Origin of the sequence: Hyphomicrobium sp. (assembly GCF_035572195.1) — a bacterium.
Classification (GTDB): Bacteria; Pseudomonadota; Alphaproteobacteria; order Rhizobiales; family Hyphomicrobiaceae; genus Hyphomicrobium_B.
The window spans coordinates 22,360-42,947 of record NZ_DATNBA010000138.1 but is presented as its reverse complement, the minus strand read 5'-3'; the positions used below and the strand labels follow the sequence as shown (position 1 = coordinate 42,947).

Sequence of the window (20,588 nt, the reverse complement as noted above, 5' to 3'; positions counted from 1 at the left end):
TGGCATCAGGGACACATAACCGAAGCGCACGGAACAATCGCGCACGGGGACCATGACGCAGCTTGTCGCTTTACCTGACGGCACTGAGCTTGCGGGCGATTATAAAATCGTGCGCGTCCTCGGCGCGGGCGGCTTCGGCGTCACTTATCTCGCCGATGAGACAGCACTGTCGCGCAAGGTCAGCATCAAGGAGTATTTCCCGAGCGACTTCGCGGTGAGGTCACAAAACCTCAAGGCGACGCCCCGGTCGAACGGTTGCACAAGCGACTACAACTGGGGACTCGATCGTTTCGAAGACGAGGCGCAGACGCTCGCGCGGTTCAATCACGGCAACATCGTCAAGGTGCATCGGATTTTCCGGGCGAACAACACCGCCTACATGGTGCTGCATTTCGAGGAAGGTCAGAGCCTCAAGTCGTGGCTGAAGACGCTGGGGCGCGCGCCGCGGCAGAAAGAACTCGACGCGATCGTCGCGCCGCTGCTCGACGCACTCGAAACAATTCACAAAGCCGACTTCCTGCATCGTGATATTGCGCCCGACAACATCATCATCCGCAGCGCCGGCGATCCGGTGCTGATCGATTTCGGTGCAGCGCGCAGCGACATCGCCGCGCATTCAAAAACCAAAACCGTGTCGGCCCTCGTCAAGCCCGGCTACAGCCCTTACGAGCAGTACGCCGAGACGAGCCGTCAGCAGGGTCCGTGGACCGACATCTACGCCTTTGCGGCGACGCTTTATCACGCCGTCACAGGCAAGCGGCCGCCCGATTCACCGTCCCGTATGCTGAAGGACGAGATGGTGCCGGTTCGCGAAGCGGCGCTCGGCGGTTATCGCGCCTCGTTCCTCGACGCCATCCAGCAAGCCCTGGCGCTCGCCGTCGACAGTCGGCCAAAATCGGTCGCGGCATGGCGCGCCACTTTGCTGGCGCCGGAGCCTGAAAAGCCCGGCATCCTCCAGCGCTTCAAGGAAAAGACGGAAGTACGCCGCCGCCGGGATCAGGCGCAGCGTGCGGCTGAGCCAATTACCGCTGGTGCGGTTCCACCGCCACCGGATGCACCCGGCCCGAAAGGCGGCCTTCTCGATTTTGTCGACGCGCTGAAGAAGCCGCTCTCGAACGGGCCGCCTTCTTCGCCGCCGCCGGTCGTTGCGAAGAAATCGCCGACCGCCGACAAGTCGAAAGTCGAGAAACCCAAACTCGAAAAACCAAAGGTCGAAAAGCCGAAGCCTGAAAAGGCCAAAGCGCCCGACAAGATTTTAGCGCTTCCGCCACCGCGAGTGGCGGCAGAAAAACTGCGCTCGAAACCACGGCTGCGACCGAAACCGGACGTATCGCGAAGCCGCCCGCTGACGCGTGGCCTCAGGACCAAGCTCATTGTTGCGATGGCATTGGCTGGCGTCGTGATCGCATTCCATGACCGGTTGGCGCGAATTCTCGCTGTTCCGGGCACGGCTGGCATCACCACCGGCGCCATTTCGACCACCACCGCAAACGTCGATCTGTCACTGACGGAATCCGCCGAGATCAAGGCATACGACGGCCCGGTCGAAAGCTTAAGCCTCACTGGCGACGGCCGCTTGATCGTCACGACGTCGCGCCAGCCTGAACTCAAACTCTGGTCGTTCGATACGCACGACGCAAAAGGCACGATAGCGCTCGAAGACGGACCCGCGACGTCGCTGGTGGTGCGCAACAATCGCGCCATTACCGGACACGCCAACGGCACCGTCGCTCTCTACGATCTCGACACGAAGCAACGGCTCTACCGCTTCAAGCGCAACGACGCGCGGATCTGGGCGGCGGCGTTCATCGGCTCGGAGGATCGTATTGCGGCCGCCAGCCACGACTGGACCGTGGCGCTCTGGGAGACGTCGTCGGAAAGCCAACCGGCAGCGCTGCTCGAAGGTCATGAAAGCGCGGTACAAGCTCTCGCCGTCGATCACTCAGGCCACTGGCTCGCATCAGGCAGCGCCGACCGCACCGTCCGGTTGTGGAATCTCGACACACGCGAGACACGGCGTACGTATCGCAACAGCTCCGATTTTCTTTCGGCGTTAACCTTCTCGCCCGACGACGCGACGCTGGCGGCCGGTAGCCTCGACGGCACAATCAAGCTGCTGTCGGTCAATTCGTATCGCGTGCAACGCACGCTCAGCGGACATGACACGCGCATCACCGCGCTGGCGTTTTCGAGCTATGACGACCTTTTGGCGTCAGCGTCCGAGGACGGTGTGGTGCGGCTTAGAAGCCTGAAGCGGCCGCACTCATTCTGGTCCCTCAACGGCATCGGCTCCGGCGCCACAGTGCTGACCTTCACTAACGATGGCCGCACGCTGGTTACAGGCGGCCAGGATGGCGTCATCCGGCTTTGGTCTCTCCCGGACCCGCAGATCGCGCAAGGCAACTGATTTCTTTGGCATAACGCCGCCGGGGTGCCTCGACGGGCCGATCGGATCGCTGCATGATGCGGTCCCGCTTCGAGTCTCAGGAGGACTTCCCTTATGGACGTCGATGCCATCATGCTGGCGCGCATCCAGTTCGGCTTCACGATCACCTTTCATATCATCTTCCCGAGCTTCACGATTGGCTTGGCCGCGTTCATCGCGACGCTGCTCGTGCGCTGGCGGATGACCGGACAGGATCATTTCCATCGCCTGGCGCGCTTCTGGACGAAGATTTTTGCCGTATCGTTCGCCATGGGCGTCGTCTCCGGCATCGTGCTGTCCTATCAGATCGGGACGAACTGGAGCCGCTTTTCCGTGGTCGCGGGCAATATCATCGGCCCGCTTCTCGGATACGAGGTGATGATGGCCTTCTTTCTGGAAGCCACGTTCCTCGGCATCATGCTGTTCGGCTGGAAGCGCGTGCCGCCGAATCTGCACGTGCTTTCGGCCATCCTGGTGGCGGTCGGCACGTCGCTCTCGGCTTTCTGGATTCTTTCCGCCAACAGCTGGATGCAGACGCCGACGGGATATGAGATGAGAGACGGCATCGCCTATCCGCTCAGCTGGTACGAAATCGTCTTCAATCCGAGTTTCCCGTACCGTTTCGCGCACATGTTTACGGCGGCGTATCTGACGACATCGCTCGTCGTGCTCTCGGTCGGAGCGCGCTATCTTGTTGCGAAGCGTTTCGAACAAGAAGCGAAGACCATGATACGGATGGGGCTCGGCATGGTTGCAATTCTCGCGCCATTGCAGCTCTTTATCGGCGACCAGCACGGCCTCAATACGGCGGAACATCAGCCGGCCAAGGTCGCCGCAATGGAAGCGCACTGGGATGGCAGCAAGCCCGCGCCTCTCATACTTTTTGCCTGGCCCGATGCAAAGGCCGAGACCAACCATTTGGAATTGGCGATACCAAACCTCGGCAGTCTGATCATCAGGCATGATCCGAATGGGCTTTTCAAAGGCCTGAAGGACTTCAAGCCCGAGGACCGGCCGCCACTGTTGCCGGTCTTCTTCGCCTTCCGTGGGATGGTCGGCATTGGGCTTCTGATGATCACCATCGGCGCCATCGGCGCCTTCCTGTGGTGGCGGCGCAAGCTCTTCGATGCGACCTGGTTTTTGCAGCCGCTGACGTATGCCTGGCCGCTCGGGTTCATTGCCATCATTTGCGGGTGGTGGGTGACTGAGACCGGACGGCAACCCTATGTCGTCTACGGCGTATTGCGGACCGTCGATGCGGTGTCGCCCGTCGCCTTTGGTGCGGTGCTGACCTCGCTCATCCTATTCGTGCTCATCTATTCGAGCGTTTTCTCGATGGGCATTCTCTACATCAACAGGTTGATCGAGAAAGGCCCCGAAGGAAAGGCCATCGAGCCCGATACCCATCCGGAAGATACTCTCGGATCGCGGCCCCTCGCCGCTGCGCAGGAAGCCACCCGTAGCGCCTTGAGACCAGGGAAGTAACTCATGGATCTTTTAGCATACTGGCTGCCGCTCGTCTGGGCCGCAATTCTCGCAGTCGCCGTGACGCTCTACGTCATCCTTGACGGCTTCGGGCTTGGCCTTGGCATTCTCTTTCATGTCGAGCCGCGGGAAGAACGGCGCGACGTGATCATGAACACCATCGCGCCGTTCTGGGACGGCAATCAGACGTGGCTCGTCATGGGCGGCGCCGGATTGTTCGTCGCTTTTCCGAAGGCCTACGCCATCATCATGTCGGGGCTCTATATTCCAATCATCGTAATGCTGCTGGCCCTGGTCTTCCGCGGCGTCGCGTTCGAATTCCGATGGGTGTCGAAACCCAAGAACGAGTTCTGGGATTTGGCGTTCGCGTGGGGCGCGCTTGTCGCCACCTTCGCGCAAGGCGTCGTGCTTGGCGGGCTTCTGCAAGGCATTACCGTTCAAGACCAGCACTTCGCCGGTGGTACGTTCGACTGGCTGACGCCGTTTGCACTATTTTGCGGCTTGGGGCTTGTCGCCGCGTACGCACTGCTCGGCACAACGTGGCTGATCTACAAGACCGACGGCGACTTGCAAGACTGGGCGAGGAATGCCGCCAAACCGGCACTGATGCTCATGCTGGCGTCGATTGTCGCCATCAGCCTTTGGACGCCCTACTCGGTACCGCGTATCGCGGAACGCTGGTTCGCTTGGCCCAATATCCTCTATCTTGCACCAATTCCATTGCTGACTTTGGCTGCGGCGCGATACTGCTGGCAAGGCATAGAAAACATCTCCTTCGATGCGCAGCCGTTCATATCGGCGGTCGCGCTGTTTCTGCTCGGGCTGCTTGGTCTTCTGATTTCGAACGTGCCGTATCTCGTGCCCGACTCGCTCACCGTCTGGCAGGCGGCCGCAGCCCCCAGCTCACAGATGTTCATGCTGGTTGGGACCTTGCTGCTGCTGCCAATCATCCTTGGCTATACGATTTTTGTGTATTGGACGTTCCGGGGCAAGGTGCGCCAGGGCGAGGGATACCACTGACGCGCCTCGCAATTCCGCATCAGACGCGCAATCGCAGGGTAGCGCCCACGTTTGCGACAAAGGTCTGCCATCATTCTTTCCAGAATGATCGAACGCGAATCACGCTGGGAGAAACTTGATGTTCGGCTGGCGCAGACGCAGCGAAGGCTTCGAGTGGCGCGAATACGTGCGGACAACGATTCTCGTTCGCCGCGCCGATCGCCAGCGCCGTGTCGAGGATGTGCGTGTTGCGGCACTGGAAAAGGTCAAGCACGCACGCGACGCCGGCGTTGACGCCGGCCGTGCCGGCGCTGCATTTGCCGGTTCGCAATTTTCAAAGTTCTTATCTTTCATTGGGTCAGCGTTGCTCGACCTGCTCGTCGCCGTCTTCTATGCCGCGACGCGCTGGTCCAAGTTCGCAATGGCCGTGCTTTCCGATGCGCTGAGCCGCGTCGCCGGCCCGTTAGTCGATGCCGCGCGGGGTCCGGCGAATGTGGCGCGCGACAAGATCCGGGCAATGCCCGACGTCGCGCGCAAGCTGCCTGTCAAATCGAAACACGTCATCGGGGCTGCAACCGTCTTGGGGCTCATCTATTTGGGCGGACCGATCCTCAGAAGCGCGGATGGCGTTGCCGTTGCAAAGATTACGCCCGGAACCGCACCCACCGCGTCGGAAATTTCCGGCAGAGCCACGGCAATAACCGGCGATCTGATGCGCGTCGGCGGAAAGCTCGTGCGTCTCGATGGCGTCGAGGCGCCGGCGCCTAGTCAACCCTGCTATCGTTCGAACGGCCGTCGCTGGGGATGCGCCGCCGCAGCGCGCGCCGGTCTCCGCAAGATCGTTCGCCGCAAGGCCGTAACCTGCACGCCGTCCGGCAAGGGCGAATCTGGTTACGTCCTGGCCCGATGCGTTATCGACGGAACCAAAGACGTCGCAGCTGAACTCGTGCGAAACGGCCACGTGTTCGCGACGAGCTCTTTCTTCAATTCGCTGAGCAGCGAAGAGGATGAGGCACGAAACGCCAAAGCCGGTATCTGGCAGGGCGAAGTTGCACGACCGCAGGAGTGGCGCGAACATGCCTGGGCCGATGCGAAGCGCGACGCGCCGGACGGTTGCCCGATCAAGGGACTCGTGCGCGCCTCGTCCAAGCAATACGAATTGCCTTGGTTTGCCGATTATGGGCGCGCCAAAGTCCGCACGGAAAGAGGCGAGCGCTGGTTCTGTAGCGAAGACGAGGCAAAGGCCGCGGGCTTTCAGCCGTCAGACCAGTCCTAGAGAGTGCAATTGGCACCCATCCGGCCAAAAAAACCCGCGGTCGGGGGAGACCGCGGGCGAAATAGAACTTGCGCCATTTGGGGGATGTGGGACGGCGCTGAAGCTCTAGGCTCTCAATACAGCTCACAGTCGCAACCGTTTCAAGTGCGCGGGCGACGTGATTCGCGTTTTGTTGTCAATCTGTGCCTTCTTGGCAAGCGCTAATGGCCGAATTGCAACGCTTTGATTGGGCTGAATAAAGGCCTCAGGCCGCGACTATTGCCATTGTACAACAAACGGCGACACCTTCAGAGTGACCGGATCGCCCGCCGAATGCGCGTAGCCAATGTCCGCCACGACGCCGGAAAAGCCTGGGCTCGAATCCGATTTGAGTGCCAATGAGCGGTTTTCGATCCGCAATTTTCCGTCGATCCAGAGTCGCAATATGCCGTCCCCGGCGCCTTTCGAATTGAGTGCGATCTCCTGCTCCACGGGGACCCAACGTCCCAGTGGCCATGGTCCTGACTCCACCGTCGCGCCTTGCCACAAAGTACCAGCGCCGACTGAACGAACCTCGACGCCGCTGCCGCCGCCCTGGGCCCATCCGACTCGCGCAACGTAGCCGTCCGATGGCGTCTTGGCATCGAGTTCGGCGATGTCAGAAGCGGCGTAGAGACCGGGCAAGTAACCTGGTTTGGCAAAGGCGAACGAGGCTGGCAGAAATACCCGATAGGACAGGCACGCAGAGGTTGCTTTTGCGAGCTCGGCAGATTGCCAGGTGAAGCCGACGCCGTTGCGCGCGGTCTCATCGTCGACATCGGTCGACGCAAGGCTGACTTGCATGACGGCGTCGTTGCCGGCGCCAGAACCGAGTATCTGAGCGTTTGTCAAAATCCCCCACTCGCGTGACCCGGCGCGGCCTTGCAATTCGATCGGTGTGAGGAGATTGCCGCGTTGGCTGTCGAGCGCAAACTGCTTGCCGGCGGGATAGCGCGCCGTGCATGGCGCAACGATATCGGTATGAAAGAACGCAAATCCCATATAGGCGAAAACAGTAATCAGGATTGCGCCACCAGATAAGTTGAAGACTATGGCGCCGCTGTTGATGTCACGCATAACGAGGCCTCAATTGAACGGCATTTTTTAAGTCCCGAACCCAGTACAACGATAAGCTGCCAATCCTCGTGCGCGGAGACCAACACGCACATACCTTAAATAATGTTTCTAAAATTTCAGTTGCTCGCCTTTGAATAGGCGAGGCAGCCGCTGGGGCGGTCCCGATATAAAGCGGTCGAACTGACGATCAGGGATTGCGGCCTACACCCCTTCACGCGGCGAATGCCGGATCGCCCCTGTGGAAAAAAAACGCAGGCTGAAAGCTTATGCCAAGGCCCATTACACAACGCCCATACGGATCCGCCGTAAGTTTATGTTGCAGATTCACACCATAGGCCGCCGCTAAAGTTTCCGGATTGGTCTCTTCGCTGCCTTTTCCATTCCGTGCCGCTAGAGTGCCGCTCGCTGAGGGGCACGCGTCAGGTCAGCGGAGGGGTGCGTTTAATGTTTCGTAGTTTGCTATTGGGGCTGTGCGCCGTGTTGGCGACAAGCGTCTGGACGAGCGCTGAGGCTCGCTACAGACACCATCGGCATTATCACCATAACTATTCCGATAGCCGTGATCAGCTCATTATCATTTCCGAACAAGACGTCGACCTGTCACTCGATCGATTTACGATCGATGTTAGACAGGCGAAGGGAGCCTACAAAGGTATTCGCGTCAAAAACGCGATGGGCAAGTTGTTCGATCTGCAGCGGGTCCAGATCGTCTACAGCGATGGCACGGTTCATAACGAAGATCGCCAGATCGATATGTATTGGGGCGAGCGCAGCCGTCCAATCAATGAAACGCCCGACAGCCGTTTTATCGACCAGATCAACATCACGCAGGAACCGGGCCCCGGCCGCGGGCGCCTGCAGGTGATCGGGATCCAGGACGGTGAAGGACGCAGAATGGACCGCTCCGGACGAGGCGGCGGCTCGTACACGACTTCATCGCCACGACCGTCGCGGCCATCGAGCAGTTCGGACTCGGAGGTCTCGAGCGATATGCCCGTAAGGCCAACGGTTCCCGAACCGACGCAAACGGCGCCCGGTCAAGAAACCGCCGGCGGAGACGTTTTGTTCGGCGCGCAGTACGTCGGTTTCCTAACCGATCGCGACGTCATCCGCGTCGGCAACGAAGTCGGTAAGTTCGCGAAGATCCGGCTACGCATTCTCGACAACGACATTCACATCAACGAACTGAAGGTCGTCTACAACAACGGCGAAAGCGACACGCTTGCCATTGATGCCGACATCCCGAAAAATTCTCGTACAGGTTGGATCGACCTGCGAGGAGACCGGTTCATCAAAGAGATCCAGATGGTCTACCGCTCGCGGCCGAACTTCAACGGCCAAGCGCGGGTCGAAATCTTCGGCAAATATGCGCCAGGCTGGCTTGGACCCCACGGCGAAGGCCGGAAGTACAATCAGGGCTGGGTGCTACTTGGAGCACACACGGCAGGCTTCGTCGGCTTCGACAAGGACTCCATTCCTGTCGGAAGCAACGAAGGCGGCTTCAGGCGAATTCGCGTCACGGTTCGTGATCGCGCCATCACCTTGAACGAAGTCAAGGTCGTCTATTCCGATGGCGTGGAAGAGACGATACCGGTGCGTACGCGCGTCGACGCAGGCGGTACTTATGGACCGATCGATCTGAAAGGCGAGAGGCGCCAGCCCATCGATCACATCGAAGCCAAGTACCGGTCGCGTTTCTTCGACGCCTCCGCCAAGGGCAAGGGCTCGGCGATCGTCGAGGTCTGGGCCCAGCATTACTGAGGCTTCGGACCAGACGTGACGCATTTTCGAAAATGGAGGGGGCCGGCGATTGTCGGCCCTCTTTTTTCGATTGCTGGCGCCACGTGTCCGTTATTTCATGCGACACAGAGCAAAACGCGCCACAACACACGCATTTCTGACGCAAATGGCATCGACTCAGTTTCCCGAAACGAGTGGAATATGCTACGCGACGCCGATCGGCGGACGGCATTCGATTCCACTCCTGGGGGACCCAAGCCTTGAACTTGAGAATTCAGCAACCGCTTCATGCAGAGAGCCGCGTCGACATTCTCGCACGTGAGCCGCGTCCAGCGCAGGTCATCGGTTCCGATCCGATGCCCGAGACGCAAAAGCAGCGCGTCCGCCGCCTTGCTGCACATTGTCAGAAATATCGCGGCTCGGTGCCGAAGCTTGCCGTACGCCAATTGATCACGACGTTGGTACCTCTCGTCGTCGTCATCGGCGCGATGTTTGCGACGGTCGAATCCGCTTATTGGGCGACGCTGCTTCTGGCGCTGCCCGCAGCCGGCCTGCTGGTCCGCGCCTTCATCATCCAGCACGATTGCGGCCACGGTTCATTCTTCGCCTCGCGTACGGCCAACGACTTTGTCGGCAGATGTATGAGCGTGCTGACGTTCGCGCCATATGCGGTCTGGCGGCGCGAACATGCGCATCATCATGCATCGTCAGGCAATCTCGACCGCCGCGGCGCCGGCGACATCGACACCATTACTGTCCGTGAATATCTTCAGCTCTCCAAGCTAAGGAAGCTGCGCTACAGGCTCTACCGGCATCCGCTTTTTCTCTTTGGGCTCGGCGTACCGGCTTATTTCGTCATCCTTCAGAGACTGCCTTGGCTTCACGCTCTGCCGCCGCGCGACACGTGGCGCAGCGTCGTCGGATTGAACATCGGGCTCGTCGCGTTCTATCTGCCGCTCATCTATATCTTCGGCTTTTCCAACGTGCTTTGGGTCGGATTGCCGGTTCTACACATTGCGTCGGCTACGGGCGGTTGGCTGTTCTTCATTCAGCATCAGTTCGAGGAGACGACCTGGGACAAAGCCGAGGGCTGGGACTTCCAGGTCGCGGCACTCCTCGGATCGTCCTACTATAAAATGCCCAGGGTGCTGAACTGGTTCACCGGCAACATAGGTCTACACCACATTCATCACTTGAACAGCATGATCCCGAACTACCGGCTCCACGACTGCCTTGCCGCCAGTCCCGAACTGAAGTCGATCAATCGGCTCACATTGCGCGACAGCATCAAATGTGCGCGGTTGAAATTGTGGGACGAAAGTCAGCGCCGCCTGATCGGCTTCAACGAGCTTCCGGCGTACGCCTGAAGCGGTGCACGTGGGACAATGGTCCCGGGCAGCGAGATTTTATTTCGGAAGACAACGGGGCTCGCCGCAAGGCGGGCCCTTTCCAGTTGATCTTCACGCATTGCGCCGCATGACCTTGCTAAGCTGCACGCAGGCTGCAACACGTAGTCCGCAATAACGCTCCAGCGCACGTGCGATCCAGACCCGAAAACCATGACAAAGAACGACGAACGAGGCCTGCCTGACGAGCTGATAACAGTTCGCGATTGGCTGAGATACGCCGTCACGTCGATGACGCGCGCCAAGCTCGTCTACGGTCACGGCACCACGAACGCCGTTGACGAAGCCGCTTTTCTGGTCCTAGCGACGCTTGACCTGCCGATCGACAACATCGATCCCTGGCTCGACGCGCGGCTGACCGCAACAGAACGCCAGGCCGTTGCCGCCATCATTTCAAAGCGTATCGAAACGCGCAAGCCCGCCGCCTATTTGACGAATGCGGCTTACATCCAGGGCCGCAGGTTTTATGTCGATGACCGCGTGATCGTTCCGCGCTCGCTTATTGGAGAACTCCTGGCGCAGGATCATCTTGCAGCGATCGTTCCCGATCCGATGGCCATCAATCGCGTGCTCGATCTTTGCACGGGCTCGGGGTGTCTCGCGATCCTCGCCGCTGAGGCATTCCCGGCCGCGGAAATTCACGCATGCGATATTTCGGACGATGCGCTCGCGGTCGCCGATCGCAACGTCCGCGACTATCGGCTGAAGGCGCGTGTTCGCACCTTCAAGACCGATCTCTTCGATGGGCTTCCTTCCGGCGCCTACGATCTCATCATCTCGAATCCGCCGTACGTAAGCGCGAAGGCCGTCGAGGCGTTTCCGCCGGAGTATCGGGCCGAGCCGCAGATCGCGCATCTCGGCGGCGCCGATGGTCTCGACCTCGTCCGCCGTATTCTTGACAGTGCCGGCAGCCGCCTGGCGCCCAACGGAACTCTCATCGTCGAAGTCGGGACTGGAAAGAGGAAGCTCGAAGCGGCGCGGCCAGACTTGCCCTTCTTATGGCTCGACACGGAAGACAACGAAGCCGAGGTCTTCACGCTCCGGGCCGGAGACCTGAAACCGTCACGATCCCGCAAAGGGAAGTTGACGCGGTGATCCGCGCAAGGCGGAGAACCTCGCGCGCCGCCAGCAGGACCACCGCGTGTGTCGAACGGTGTGCGTCAGCCGAATGCGCCGAAGTGATGCGCAATGCCGGTGCCGATCTCGCGCATGAATTCGTAGGACGATTCCATCGACGTCAAGATTTCGGTTTCAAGGCGCGCATAGTCGTCAATGCCGCGCGGCCGGTAGCTCGCTTCTTCATCGAAGTCGGGCGAGCCTTTTCCACCAAGGTTCTTGGCATCGTGCGGGAAAGCCTTGCGCATGATGCTCACGACTTCCGGAATTTCGAGGCTCAGAGCCATGTCCAAAACCACGCTGTGGGATAGGCCGTCTTGCGGCGTAAAGCGCGGAAGCTGCGCTGCAAGAATATAGATGCGCATGATCAGCGCCAGCCTGATCGCCTGCAACAGATCAAGTTCAAGGCGGGTGGCATCCGGAACCTTGCCGCCCTCGATGTTTTGATCTTCGAGAATGGAGTGCAGGTCGATGGCGTCAAGCCGCAGAAGATGAACGAGTTCGGAAATGGCGCCCTGCCGGTCATCGGGCAACAGGTGCGTCGCAAGCGTGCGGAATGCGGCGTTCAACGTCTGCTCGCGACCCCACGATGCGCGCGCCGCCCATAGTCCGGCATCGAACACCTTGGCATTCGCCGCCATCGCATTGAGGCTCGAGATCGTCTTGGCGTAGGCAATCATCGCAAGCAGAGACTGCAAGCGCTTCGACGACTTCGCCAGTTTGTTGAACCGGTCGAGGTCGCTTCCGACGGCGGTTCCGAGGCCCGCAACGACGTTGGCGATATAGCCGAACTGCTGCAGGATCGCATTATTCGGAATGGCGCGCATGCGTGCCGGATTGCCACGATCCGATGTGTGCTCGCCTTGCCGCTTCACGGGCCGCGAACCGGTCTTGAACAACAGGTTCGGCCCGAAAGCGCCGAGCACCGCCCGGTACCCGTCATGCGCAAAGAGCTTCTGCTGGAAGGCCCTGAGCCGCAGGAAGAAATCCAGACTGAAATTCTGTTCGGAATAGAAAGGATCGTTTTCGACGCGCGGAATTTCGCCGTCCATGACGACGGTCGCCAAGGCGCGCGTCGTCAGGGCACGGTTGCCGAAATACATGTAACCGTCGCCGCCCTGGAAGCTCGTCTCGTGCTTCACGGGTATCTTGGCATCGGCGAAACGGTGACGCGACTCGTCCGTCATCAAGTAGTGAAGCCGCGTATAGAGAGTGCCCGGATGCGCTCCGCGGCCTACCGACTCTCCGTGCGTCGAGAAGATCAGCGTCTCGACTCCGTCGAGCTTCGCCTTATCAACGAGCGCCGCAAGACCGTTATAGTACCGCTCAATCGCCAACGTTGCCGGAATCTGGCCGATGAAGCGGCCGGCGTCCGAGAACCCCGTTTGGATGCTGAGCCGCTTACGGCCACCAACATATTCCCGGTAGGCTTCCTCCTCGACCAGGCGCTCCATGATGCGTGCGCCATTCTCGAGGCCCGACGGTGTTTCGAACAGCGGCGAGATGTCAGTGATATTGTCGACGCCGAATAGTTTGGCGAAGAACACCGCGATCAGGATCGTTGCAGGCGATTCAGCCTCGGCGATCAAAAATCGGATCGGAGTTTCCTTGTCGACATGCTTTTGGATTTGGGCCGTCAGCGCGAACTGGCGAATGGCCGTCGCCGTTTCGAGATCGAGAGTGGCGAAGTTGACCGTCTCGCGCGGGCAGTTCTTGATCATCTCGACAATGCGAGCGAGCGACTGGCTCTCTGTTAGATCGCGAGTCCATGGTTCGTGCACGTAGGCGCGGAAGGCGTTATTCAATTGCAGAGCGTTTATGCGCAAATGGATATGCGCCGTGCCGAGGCCCGTGGCGGCGACGAGCCCGGCCAACGCCGCAATGGCGCGCTTCATCTGCGGCGCTTCAACCGCATCGATCAGGTTGTCGAACAGCGTCTGCAACGGCTCGACCGTCAGCAGATTGTAGCCGTCAGTTTTGGTAATGACGTTGGCGGCTTTCGCAAGGCCTGTGGGATCATTCGCGAAATTCTCGAGGGCTTTTATCTGCTCATCGACTGCGGCTATGCCGAGATCTAGTTTGCCGACGATCTGGCGTGCGATGCGTTGCGTCGCGTCGCCACCTTCGAGCTTGTGCTTCAGAACAACAAACCGTTCGCGGATATCTGCAAGCGCCGCACGCTTTTCCAGCAACCGCACCTGGAAGGAGAATGTCCATGCAATGTCGTTGCGGCCGTCGAGGTCATAGCCGACCCATGACGCGAAGGTCGTGAGTTTCGGCCGCAGCTTGAATGCCGCGTCGCCAAATTTCTGCGCGGCGACGCTGAAGAACCCATGCAGCAATTCTTCGTAGGCGTTGCGCAGATTGCCAATCGCGCCTTGCACGCACTTGTGCTCGTGCTGCAGCGTCAACGTCTCTTCGGGACGGTGGGGCAAGCCGATCGTCACGTCCTTGGCAGGCGTGTCGGAGACGGCAATTTCGACCATCCGGCGATAGAGCGCGTCGGAAAGACCGAAGGTTGGATGCGCGGTCAGAACGATGCCGGTGCGCGCCCGAGACCAGCGTTCGGCAAACGCCTCGATGGACCCAGCTTCGTTCGCGGTTTTTTCGACATACGTCGTGAAATCTTTAAGCGTCGATGCCTGGTCGACGTAACCGACCTTCTCGCGAAGGCGGCGCGCCCGGCGAACGCAAGCGCGATCCATCAACCGGCCGGCGAGGGCTTTCATCTCGTCGAAAGACACGGCTCCCGATTCAAGCCGGCGCGACAATTCGAAGGCGACGTTCAAAATCGGATTGAGCGATGGGTTGTCAGGGATTTGCGTTCTGAGACGCTTCAATTCCTCGATCAGCTGGCTCTCATCGAGTTTAATCGAGCTTGCAGCTGGCGTCCTGTCCTGCATTAAACCTAACCTCCACGTCCCCGTGCGGGGGACAGAATGCGAGCGCCGTTCAGAGAACTCCGCGGCGAAGACCGGAGCGGCGACGCGCTCCGGTCGGCACCGAAATCAAGCTACCTTCTTCATCCGCCCGAGAACTTGCGCGACAGTCGAACCCATTTCCGAAGGCGTTGGCGCAATCGTCACGCCGCAACCTTTGAGGATCTCGACCTTCTCGGCAGCAGACTCACCGAATGCCGACACGATAGCGCCGGCATGGCCCATGCGGCGACCTTTCGGAGCCGACAGACCCGCGATGTAGGCAATCACTGGCTTCTTCATGTGTTCCTTGGCAAACAATCCGGCTTCGGCTTCCTGCGGCCCGCCGATCTCGCCGACCATCAACACGGCGTCGGTCTCGGGGTCGTTCTCGAATGCCTCGAGCACGTCGCGATGCGACGACCCATTGATGGGATCGCCACCGATGCCGACCGACGTCGAGACGCCGATACCGAGCGCCTTCATTTGTTCCGCCGCTTCATATCCAAGCGTACCAGAGCGCCCGACGATGCCGACGCGACCAGCAAGATAGATATGACCCGGCATGATGCCGAGCATCGCCTTTCCAGGCGAAATCGTGCCGGCGCAGTTCGGCCCGGTCAGCACCATGCGGCTCTCTTTCTTGTAGCGCCGCATGTAGCGCTTAACGCGGATCATATCCTGGGCAGGTATGCCATCCGTAATGCAGACGCAGTATTTAATGCCCGCGTCCGCTGCTTCCATGATCGCATCGGCGGCGAACGGCGGTGGCACGAATACGATCGATGCCTCCGCGCCCGTTTCGTCGACAGCGCCCTTGACGGTGTTGAACACCGGCCTGCCGAGATGCGATGAACCGCCTTTGCCCGGCGTCACACCACCCACGACGTTAGAGCCGTAGTCGATCATTTCCTGAGCGTGGAACGTGCCGATGCGTCCGGTGAAGCCCTGGATCAGGATCGGCGTTTTCTCGTTGATGAAGATTGCCATTGCTGCGTCTCCCGACTAGGCCGATTTTTTCGCTGCGGCGACCGCTTTCTTGGCGGCATCGGCGAGCGTTTCCGCACTGATGACTGCCAAGCCGCTATTGTCGATGATCTTGCGTCCTTCTTCGACGTTCGTGCCTGCGAGGCGAACCACGATCGGCATCGTAATTTCGAGTTCCTTGACGGCGTCGACAACACCTTTCGCGACCCAGTCGCAGCGGTTGATGCCGGCGAAGACGTTGACGAGAATGGCCTTTACGTTCCTATCACGAAGAACTGCCTTGAACGACTTCGTGACGCGTTCCGGTGACGCGCCGCCGCCGATGTCGAGGAAGTTTGCGGGCTCCCCACCGGCCAATTTGATCATATCGAGCGTCGCCATCGCAAGTCCCGCACCGTTGACGATGCAGCCGATGTCGCCGTCGAGGCCGACGTAGGCAAGTCCGCGATCCGACGCGTAGGTTTCGCGCGGGTCTTCCTGGCTCTTGTCGCGAAGCTCGGCAATGTGCGGCCGCCGGAACAGCGCGTTTTCGTCGAACGACATTTTCGCGTCGAGCGCCACAACCTGCTTTTCCTTGGTTATGACGAGCGGATTGACCTCAACCATCATCGCATCGAGATCGCGGAAGGCGCGATAGCAACCCATGATCGCGGGCACGAGCTTGTTGACGATCTCGGGATCAACGCCGAGCCCAAAAGCGATTTCGCGGGCTTGGAACTGCTGCATGCCGACTGCCGGGTCGACACTGACGCGGATGATCGTATCGGGCTGTGACGCCGAGATTTCCTCGATGTCCATGCCGCCCGCGGCTGAGGCCACCACGACGATGCGTTCGGAAGCACGATCCATCACGAAGCCGAGATAGATCTCCTTGTCGATATTCGTCGCTTCCTCGATGTAGAGGCGCGACACCAGCTTGCCTGCAGGGCCTGTCTGATGCGTCACGAGTTTGCGGCCGAGAAGAAACTCGGCCGCATCGGCGATTTCCTGCTCGTTCTTGCAGACCTTGACGCCACCAGCCTTGCCGCGGGCGCCGGAGTGGATCTGCGCCTTCACGACGACGGCGCCGCCAAGCTCGCTGGCGCGGTAGGTTGCCTGCTCGGGGCTGTATGCGAGGCCACCGCGCGGGATCGGCACGCCGAACTTCGAAAGAAGCTCCTTGGCCTGATACTCATGAATGTCCATGTCTTGGACCTCCTTGGGATAAGTCTTGCGTTTCCAGCGTGTCTTATTTCTTGTGGGCTGCGTCGGATGCCTTGATGGCCGCGGACGTGACCAGAAGGTTTTTCGCCATCTTCTCCGATGCGGCGTCAATCATCTTGCCGTCAAGTGAAGCAGCGCCCTTGCCCTGGGCTTCGGCTTCTTTCAGCGCTACGAGGATTCGTTCGGCGCGCTCGATTTCTTTCGGCGTCGGCGAGAAGACGTCGTTGCAAAGTTCGATCTGTGAGGGGTGGATAGCCCATTTGCCTTCGACGCCGAGCGCTGCTGCGCGGCGAGCGCCCGCCTTGAAGCCATCGGGATCGTCGATGCCGCCGAACGGGCCATCGATCGGCCGCAGGCCATAAGCGCGGCAGGCGACGGTCATGCGCGACAGAGCGAAGTGCCACTGATCGCCGGGATAGTCCGGATTGAGACCGCCGATGACGACGGTGCGCGCCTTGTTGAAGGCTGCGTAATCGGCGACGCCGAAATGCAGCGCCTCGAGGCGGCTCGGGGCAGAGGCAATTGCTTCGACGTTAGCCATGCCGAGCGGCGTCTCGATGAGCGCTTCGGTGCCGACCCTGTTCTTATAACCCTTGGCTTCCTCGATCTGGCTGACGATGCATTCAACGACATAAACGTCGGCCGGTACGCCAACCTTCGGGATCATGAACGTGTCGAGTTTTGACCCAGCCTGCTCCATGATGTCGACGACGTCGCGATACATGTAGTGCGTGTCGAGGCCGTTGATGCGAACGCAAACCGTCTTACCCGCGCCCTTCCAGTTGAGATCGTTCAGCGCCTGGATGATGTTTTTTCTTGCCTGCTCTTTTTCCGGCGGCGCGACTGCGTCTTCGCAGTCGAGGAAGACATAATCGGCGGCGCTCTTGATGGCGCGATCGATCATGGTCGGGTTGGAACCCGGAACCGCCAGCGTCGAACGCTGCAGTCTTTGCTTGCGGAGCGGGTAAAGCGTGTAACTCATTGGCGTTGCCTTCCTGGCGTTTGTTCGTTGGCACGATGATTGTTGGAGGATGCGGGCACGCGGCATTTTCCGCGAACCGGAACATTCTAAAAATGCTTCGCCCAGCCCTTGCGGGCTGGGCGTTGAATTCAAGCTGCTTTGGCTTTTACCGGCTCGGCGCTGGTCGCCGACTTGACCGCATGCTTGGTGAAGTACTCAGCTGCAGCGCCCGTACCCGAACCGAGCTTGACGGGAACACCGCAGTCCTTGAGCGCCATTTCGACTGCGAAGAGAGCGCCGCCGACCATAAACTCGTCGAGCGCGCCGAGGTGGCCGATGCGGAAGACTTTACCGGCGACCTTGTTGAGGCCGAGGCCAAGAGACGTGTTGTAGCGATAGTAAGCCGTTTTCGTCACGGCGTTGCTGTCGATGCCTTCGGGAACGAGAACGGCCGACACGGTGTCGGAGTACCATTTCGGTTCCTTGGCGCAAAGCTTGAGGCCCCACGCGTGAACGCCGGCGCGTACGCCCGACGCCAGACGATGATGGCGCGCCACGACGTTGTCGATGCCTTCGCCGAGCAGAAGATCGAGGGACGTGCGTAGTCCGCGGATCAACTGGGTCGCAGGCGTATAAGGAAAGTATCCCTGATCGTTCGTCTTGATCATGTCCTCGAATGCGAAGAAGCAGCGGTTCATGCGGCCGTTCTGGTTCTTGTTTGCATCGAGAGCCTTCTGGCTGACGGCGAGAATGCCGAGGCCCGTCGGTAGCATGAAGCCCTTCTGCGAACCCGAGACGCAGCAGTCGACGCCCCAGTCGCCCATGCGCATCTCAAGCGAACCAACCGACGACACACCGTCGACCATCAGCAGTGCGGGATGCTTTGCGGCATCGAGAGCCTTGCGCACGCCAGCGACGTCACTTGCGACGCCGGTCGCCGTTTCGTTCTGCGTGACGAATACGGCCTTGATTTCGTGGCTCTTATCCTTGGCAAGGATGTCGGCATACTTCTCGACGGGAACGCCAACGCCCCACTCTTCATCGCAAACTTCAACTTTGAGGCCGAGACGTTCGGCCATATCGACCCAGAGCAACGAGAACTGGCCGAAGCGGCTCATCAAAACCTTATCGCCGACGGCAAGAGTATTCTCGATTGCCGATTCCCAAGCGCCCGTTCCGGACGAGGGGAAAATGAAAACGCGGCCGTCCTTCATCTTGAAGACCTTCTTCAGGTCCTCGAACACCGGCAGCGTGAATTTCGGAAATTCCGGCGAGCGCATGTCTTCCATCGGAAGATTCATCGATATGCGCACGGCGTCTGGAATCGTCGTCGGGCCGGGAATAAAAAGATGAGGCATAACCGTCATGAGCGTTTCTCCGCAGTGCTTTGAGCCAAGCCGACGACCCCCAAAGTCTGCTGGGGAAACGGTCCGGCGTGCTTTTGCTGATCCTTCCGCCCTATCGCAGATACGGGCGTTGCTCTTTAACTAGCAGGTGGACAGTGAGAGTGGGAACGAAAAAGTCACAACACCCTGTTGGGCAGGTGCGCGGGTAGTCGCACCTACCCACCTCCGGACGTTCGATGCCGTAACAACTTTCTTAGTCATCGTTGCGGTTAACCGAAACGTGCAGCGCAACAGCCATCGCGCGGTTCGACACGCCAAGCTTGTCGTATAAATTTTTTAAATGATATTTCACTGTGTTGCGCGAAATACCGGTGCGCGCCGCGATTTGCAGATTGGTCCAACCGTTCGCAAGTGCAGCAAGAAGTTCGCGTTCGCGCGCCGTCAAACCTTCGAGTGGATCATGATTCAACAAGTCGATGTCGACGTAAGGCAGCGACAAGCGGCCGCGCGCGACGGAAACGACGGCTTCGAGAAGAACCTGCGGATCTTCCGTCTTCGACACGAAGCCCCAGGCGCCGCCCTTCACCGAACTTTTGAGAACGTCGTTACTGCGCTCGCCGGTATAGATGACGATGCGCGTCTGCCACTTTTCCTGCTTCACGCGCGCCAGCACGGCGCCGCCGGTCATATCCGGAAGCGTCCAGCCGACGATCGCTATTTCGACGGGTTTTGCCCGCAACGCTTCGATCAGCGCGGTGCCGCTGTCGTGCACGCCGCAGACCTTGAAGCGTCCGTCGCGCTGCACGAGGGATTCAAGACCTGCTCGAACGAACGGGTTCTGATCGGCAATCGCAACTTCAATCTTGGCGGCCATTGGTGCCACGATCCTTAAGAAGCGGCTGCTGCCATGATCTGCCGCAAGTCTCTCCCAGCCGCGTCCGGAACTAATCGCCAGGCCCGACTCGCAAACGTAATCTTCACACAAGGATGCAAATTATTTGAGCAAAAGCGGCTGACAGGTCGTGGCTTTTCGCCCTTGGAATGTTCAGCAACCATTCACCCTGACGGGCGTTTTTTAGCTCAAAGCTATGTATGGAGGCGATGCGATGAAAACGCTGCTTTGCATTCTTACAACTTTCGCACTTGCCGGCATTGCGCCGAGCGTCGCGTCGGCTGCCGATCTAGGCCGCGATTATTACGAAGAGTCGGAGGCGTACGTCGAAAGACCCGTGCCACCGGTTCGCGTCGAGCGCCGGTACTATGAGCCCGACTACTATTACGACGATCCGCCGATCGTAACGTATTATCGCCGCCCGTATCCGTACTACGCTGCCGGCTTTTATCCTTACTGGGGCCCGCGTCGCGGCTACTGGCGTGGCGGTTGGGGGCATGGTGGTTGGGGGCATCGCGGCTGGGGACACCGCGGCCGCTGGTAAGCTTCCGGAAGAGCTTTGGCGACCCCGGCGTGATTCGAACACGCGACCTACGGTTTAGGAAACCGTTGCTCTATCCAGCTGAGCTACGGGGCCAAGCTCGGCGGCGCCTGATACCGGGCGCGGCGAGCGCGAAAACCTATGCGGTCCACATGGCAGCAGGTCAAGCATTGCCGCCCATCGGAGCTGTGCGCTGAA

At 59.8% G+C, this 20,588-nt stretch carries 15 protein-coding genes and 1 tRNA gene; 8 read left to right on the top strand and 8 right to left on the bottom strand.

Annotation, left to right across the window (positions count from 1 at the left end):
- The first annotated feature begins 52 nt into the window (after positions 1-52).
- From VN623_RS11965 to VN623_RS11950, 4 genes are all read left to right on the top strand, one after another.
- A complete protein-coding gene (locus VN623_RS11965) occupies positions 53-2,407 on the top strand; it encodes a protein kinase domain-containing protein (RefSeq protein WP_325571219.1) in 2,355 nt (784 codons plus the stop codon).
- A 93-nt stretch (positions 2,408-2,500) separates the two neighbouring features.
- Positions 2,501-3,910: a cytochrome ubiquinol oxidase subunit I gene (locus tag VN623_RS11960; RefSeq protein WP_325571218.1), complete on the top strand. Its 1,410-nt coding sequence runs from the start codon at positions 2,501-2,503 to the stop codon at positions 3,908-3,910.
- Between the two features lie 3 nt (positions 3,911-3,913).
- Positions 3,914-4,930, top strand: a complete 1,017-nt coding sequence (cydB, locus tag VN623_RS11955) for a cytochrome d ubiquinol oxidase subunit II (RefSeq protein ID WP_325571217.1) — start codon at positions 3,914-3,916, stop codon at positions 4,928-4,930.
- Between the two features lie 118 nt (positions 4,931-5,048).
- Entirely contained in the window at positions 5,049-6,185 is a 1,137-nt protein-coding gene (locus tag VN623_RS11950) for a thermonuclease family protein (protein WP_325571216.1), read from the top strand.
- Positions 6,186-6,440: 255 nt separating this feature from the next.
- Here VN623_RS11950 and VN623_RS11945 read toward each other — a convergent pair whose 3' ends face one another.
- Positions 6,441-7,280 (bottom strand): polysaccharide lyase, encoded by an 840-nt coding sequence (locus tag VN623_RS11945; protein ID WP_325571215.1) that lies wholly within the window; start codon positions 7,278-7,280, stop codon positions 6,441-6,443.
- A 444-nt stretch (positions 7,281-7,724) separates the two neighbouring features.
- Between VN623_RS11945 and VN623_RS11940 the strand changes: the two genes are divergently transcribed.
- The 3 genes from VN623_RS11940 to prmB all read left to right on the top strand — a co-directional run bounded on the left by VN623_RS11940 (position 7,725) and on the right by prmB (position 11,521).
- The gene (locus tag VN623_RS11940) at positions 7,725-9,041 is read left to right on the top strand and encodes a DUF2541 domain-containing protein (protein WP_325571214.1); all 1,317 of its coding nucleotides are present in this window, start codon (positions 7,725-7,727) and stop codon (positions 9,039-9,041) included.
- A 245-nt stretch (positions 9,042-9,286) separates the two neighbouring features.
- Positions 9,287-10,387, top strand: coding sequence for a fatty acid desaturase (locus VN623_RS11935; RefSeq protein WP_325571213.1), 1,101 nt, complete (start codon positions 9,287-9,289; stop codon positions 10,385-10,387).
- Positions 10,388-10,579: 192 nt separating this feature from the next.
- Positions 10,580-11,521, top strand: a complete 942-nt coding sequence (prmB, locus tag VN623_RS11930; protein WP_325571212.1) for a 50S ribosomal protein L3 N(5)-glutamine methyltransferase — start codon at positions 10,580-10,582, stop codon at positions 11,519-11,521.
- A 65-nt stretch (positions 11,522-11,586) separates the two neighbouring features.
- On the opposite strand, the gene VN623_RS11925 is transcribed toward prmB, so the two are convergent.
- The 6 genes from VN623_RS11925 to VN623_RS11900 all read right to left on the bottom strand — a co-directional run bounded on the left by VN623_RS11925 (position 11,587) and on the right by VN623_RS11900 (position 19,831).
- Complete coding sequence (locus VN623_RS11925) at positions 11,587-14,445, bottom strand: phosphoenolpyruvate carboxylase (RefSeq protein ID WP_325571211.1); 2,859 nt, start codon at positions 14,443-14,445, stop codon at positions 11,587-11,589.
- Between the two features lie 105 nt (positions 14,446-14,550).
- Positions 14,551-15,450, bottom strand: coding sequence for a succinate--CoA ligase subunit alpha (sucD, locus tag VN623_RS11920; RefSeq protein ID WP_325571210.1), 900 nt, complete (start codon positions 15,448-15,450; stop codon positions 14,551-14,553).
- Positions 15,451-15,465: 15 nt separating this feature from the next.
- Entirely contained in the window at positions 15,466-16,632 is a 1,167-nt protein-coding gene (locus VN623_RS11915; protein ID WP_325571209.1) for a malate--CoA ligase subunit beta, read from the bottom strand.
- Between the two features lie 43 nt (positions 16,633-16,675).
- Positions 16,676-17,632, bottom strand: a complete 957-nt coding sequence (locus tag VN623_RS11910; protein WP_325571208.1) for a CoA ester lyase — start codon at positions 17,630-17,632, stop codon at positions 16,676-16,678.
- A 128-nt stretch (positions 17,633-17,760) separates the two neighbouring features.
- Positions 17,761-18,978 carry an aminotransferase class V-fold PLP-dependent enzyme gene (locus tag VN623_RS11905; protein WP_325571207.1) on the bottom strand — a complete coding sequence of 406 codons (1,218 nt, stop codon included), beginning with the start codon at positions 18,976-18,978 and terminating at the stop codon, positions 17,761-17,763.
- A 232-nt stretch (positions 18,979-19,210) separates the two neighbouring features.
- A complete protein-coding gene (locus VN623_RS11900) occupies positions 19,211-19,831 on the bottom strand; it encodes a response regulator transcription factor (protein WP_325571206.1) in 621 nt (206 codons plus the stop codon).
- 232 nt (positions 19,832-20,063) lie between these two features.
- Here VN623_RS11900 and VN623_RS11895 point away from each other — a divergent pair, with 232 nt between their 5' ends.
- Positions 20,064-20,393: a hypothetical protein gene (locus VN623_RS11895; protein WP_325571205.1), complete on the top strand. Its 330-nt coding sequence runs from the start codon at positions 20,064-20,066 to the stop codon at positions 20,391-20,393.
- A gap of 16 nt (positions 20,394-20,409) precedes the next feature.
- On the opposite strand, the gene VN623_RS11890 is transcribed toward VN623_RS11895, so the two are convergent.
- Positions 20,410-20,486: transfer RNA gene (locus VN623_RS11890), tRNA-Arg, on the bottom strand.
- Between the last annotated feature and the right edge of the window lie 102 nt (positions 20,487-20,588).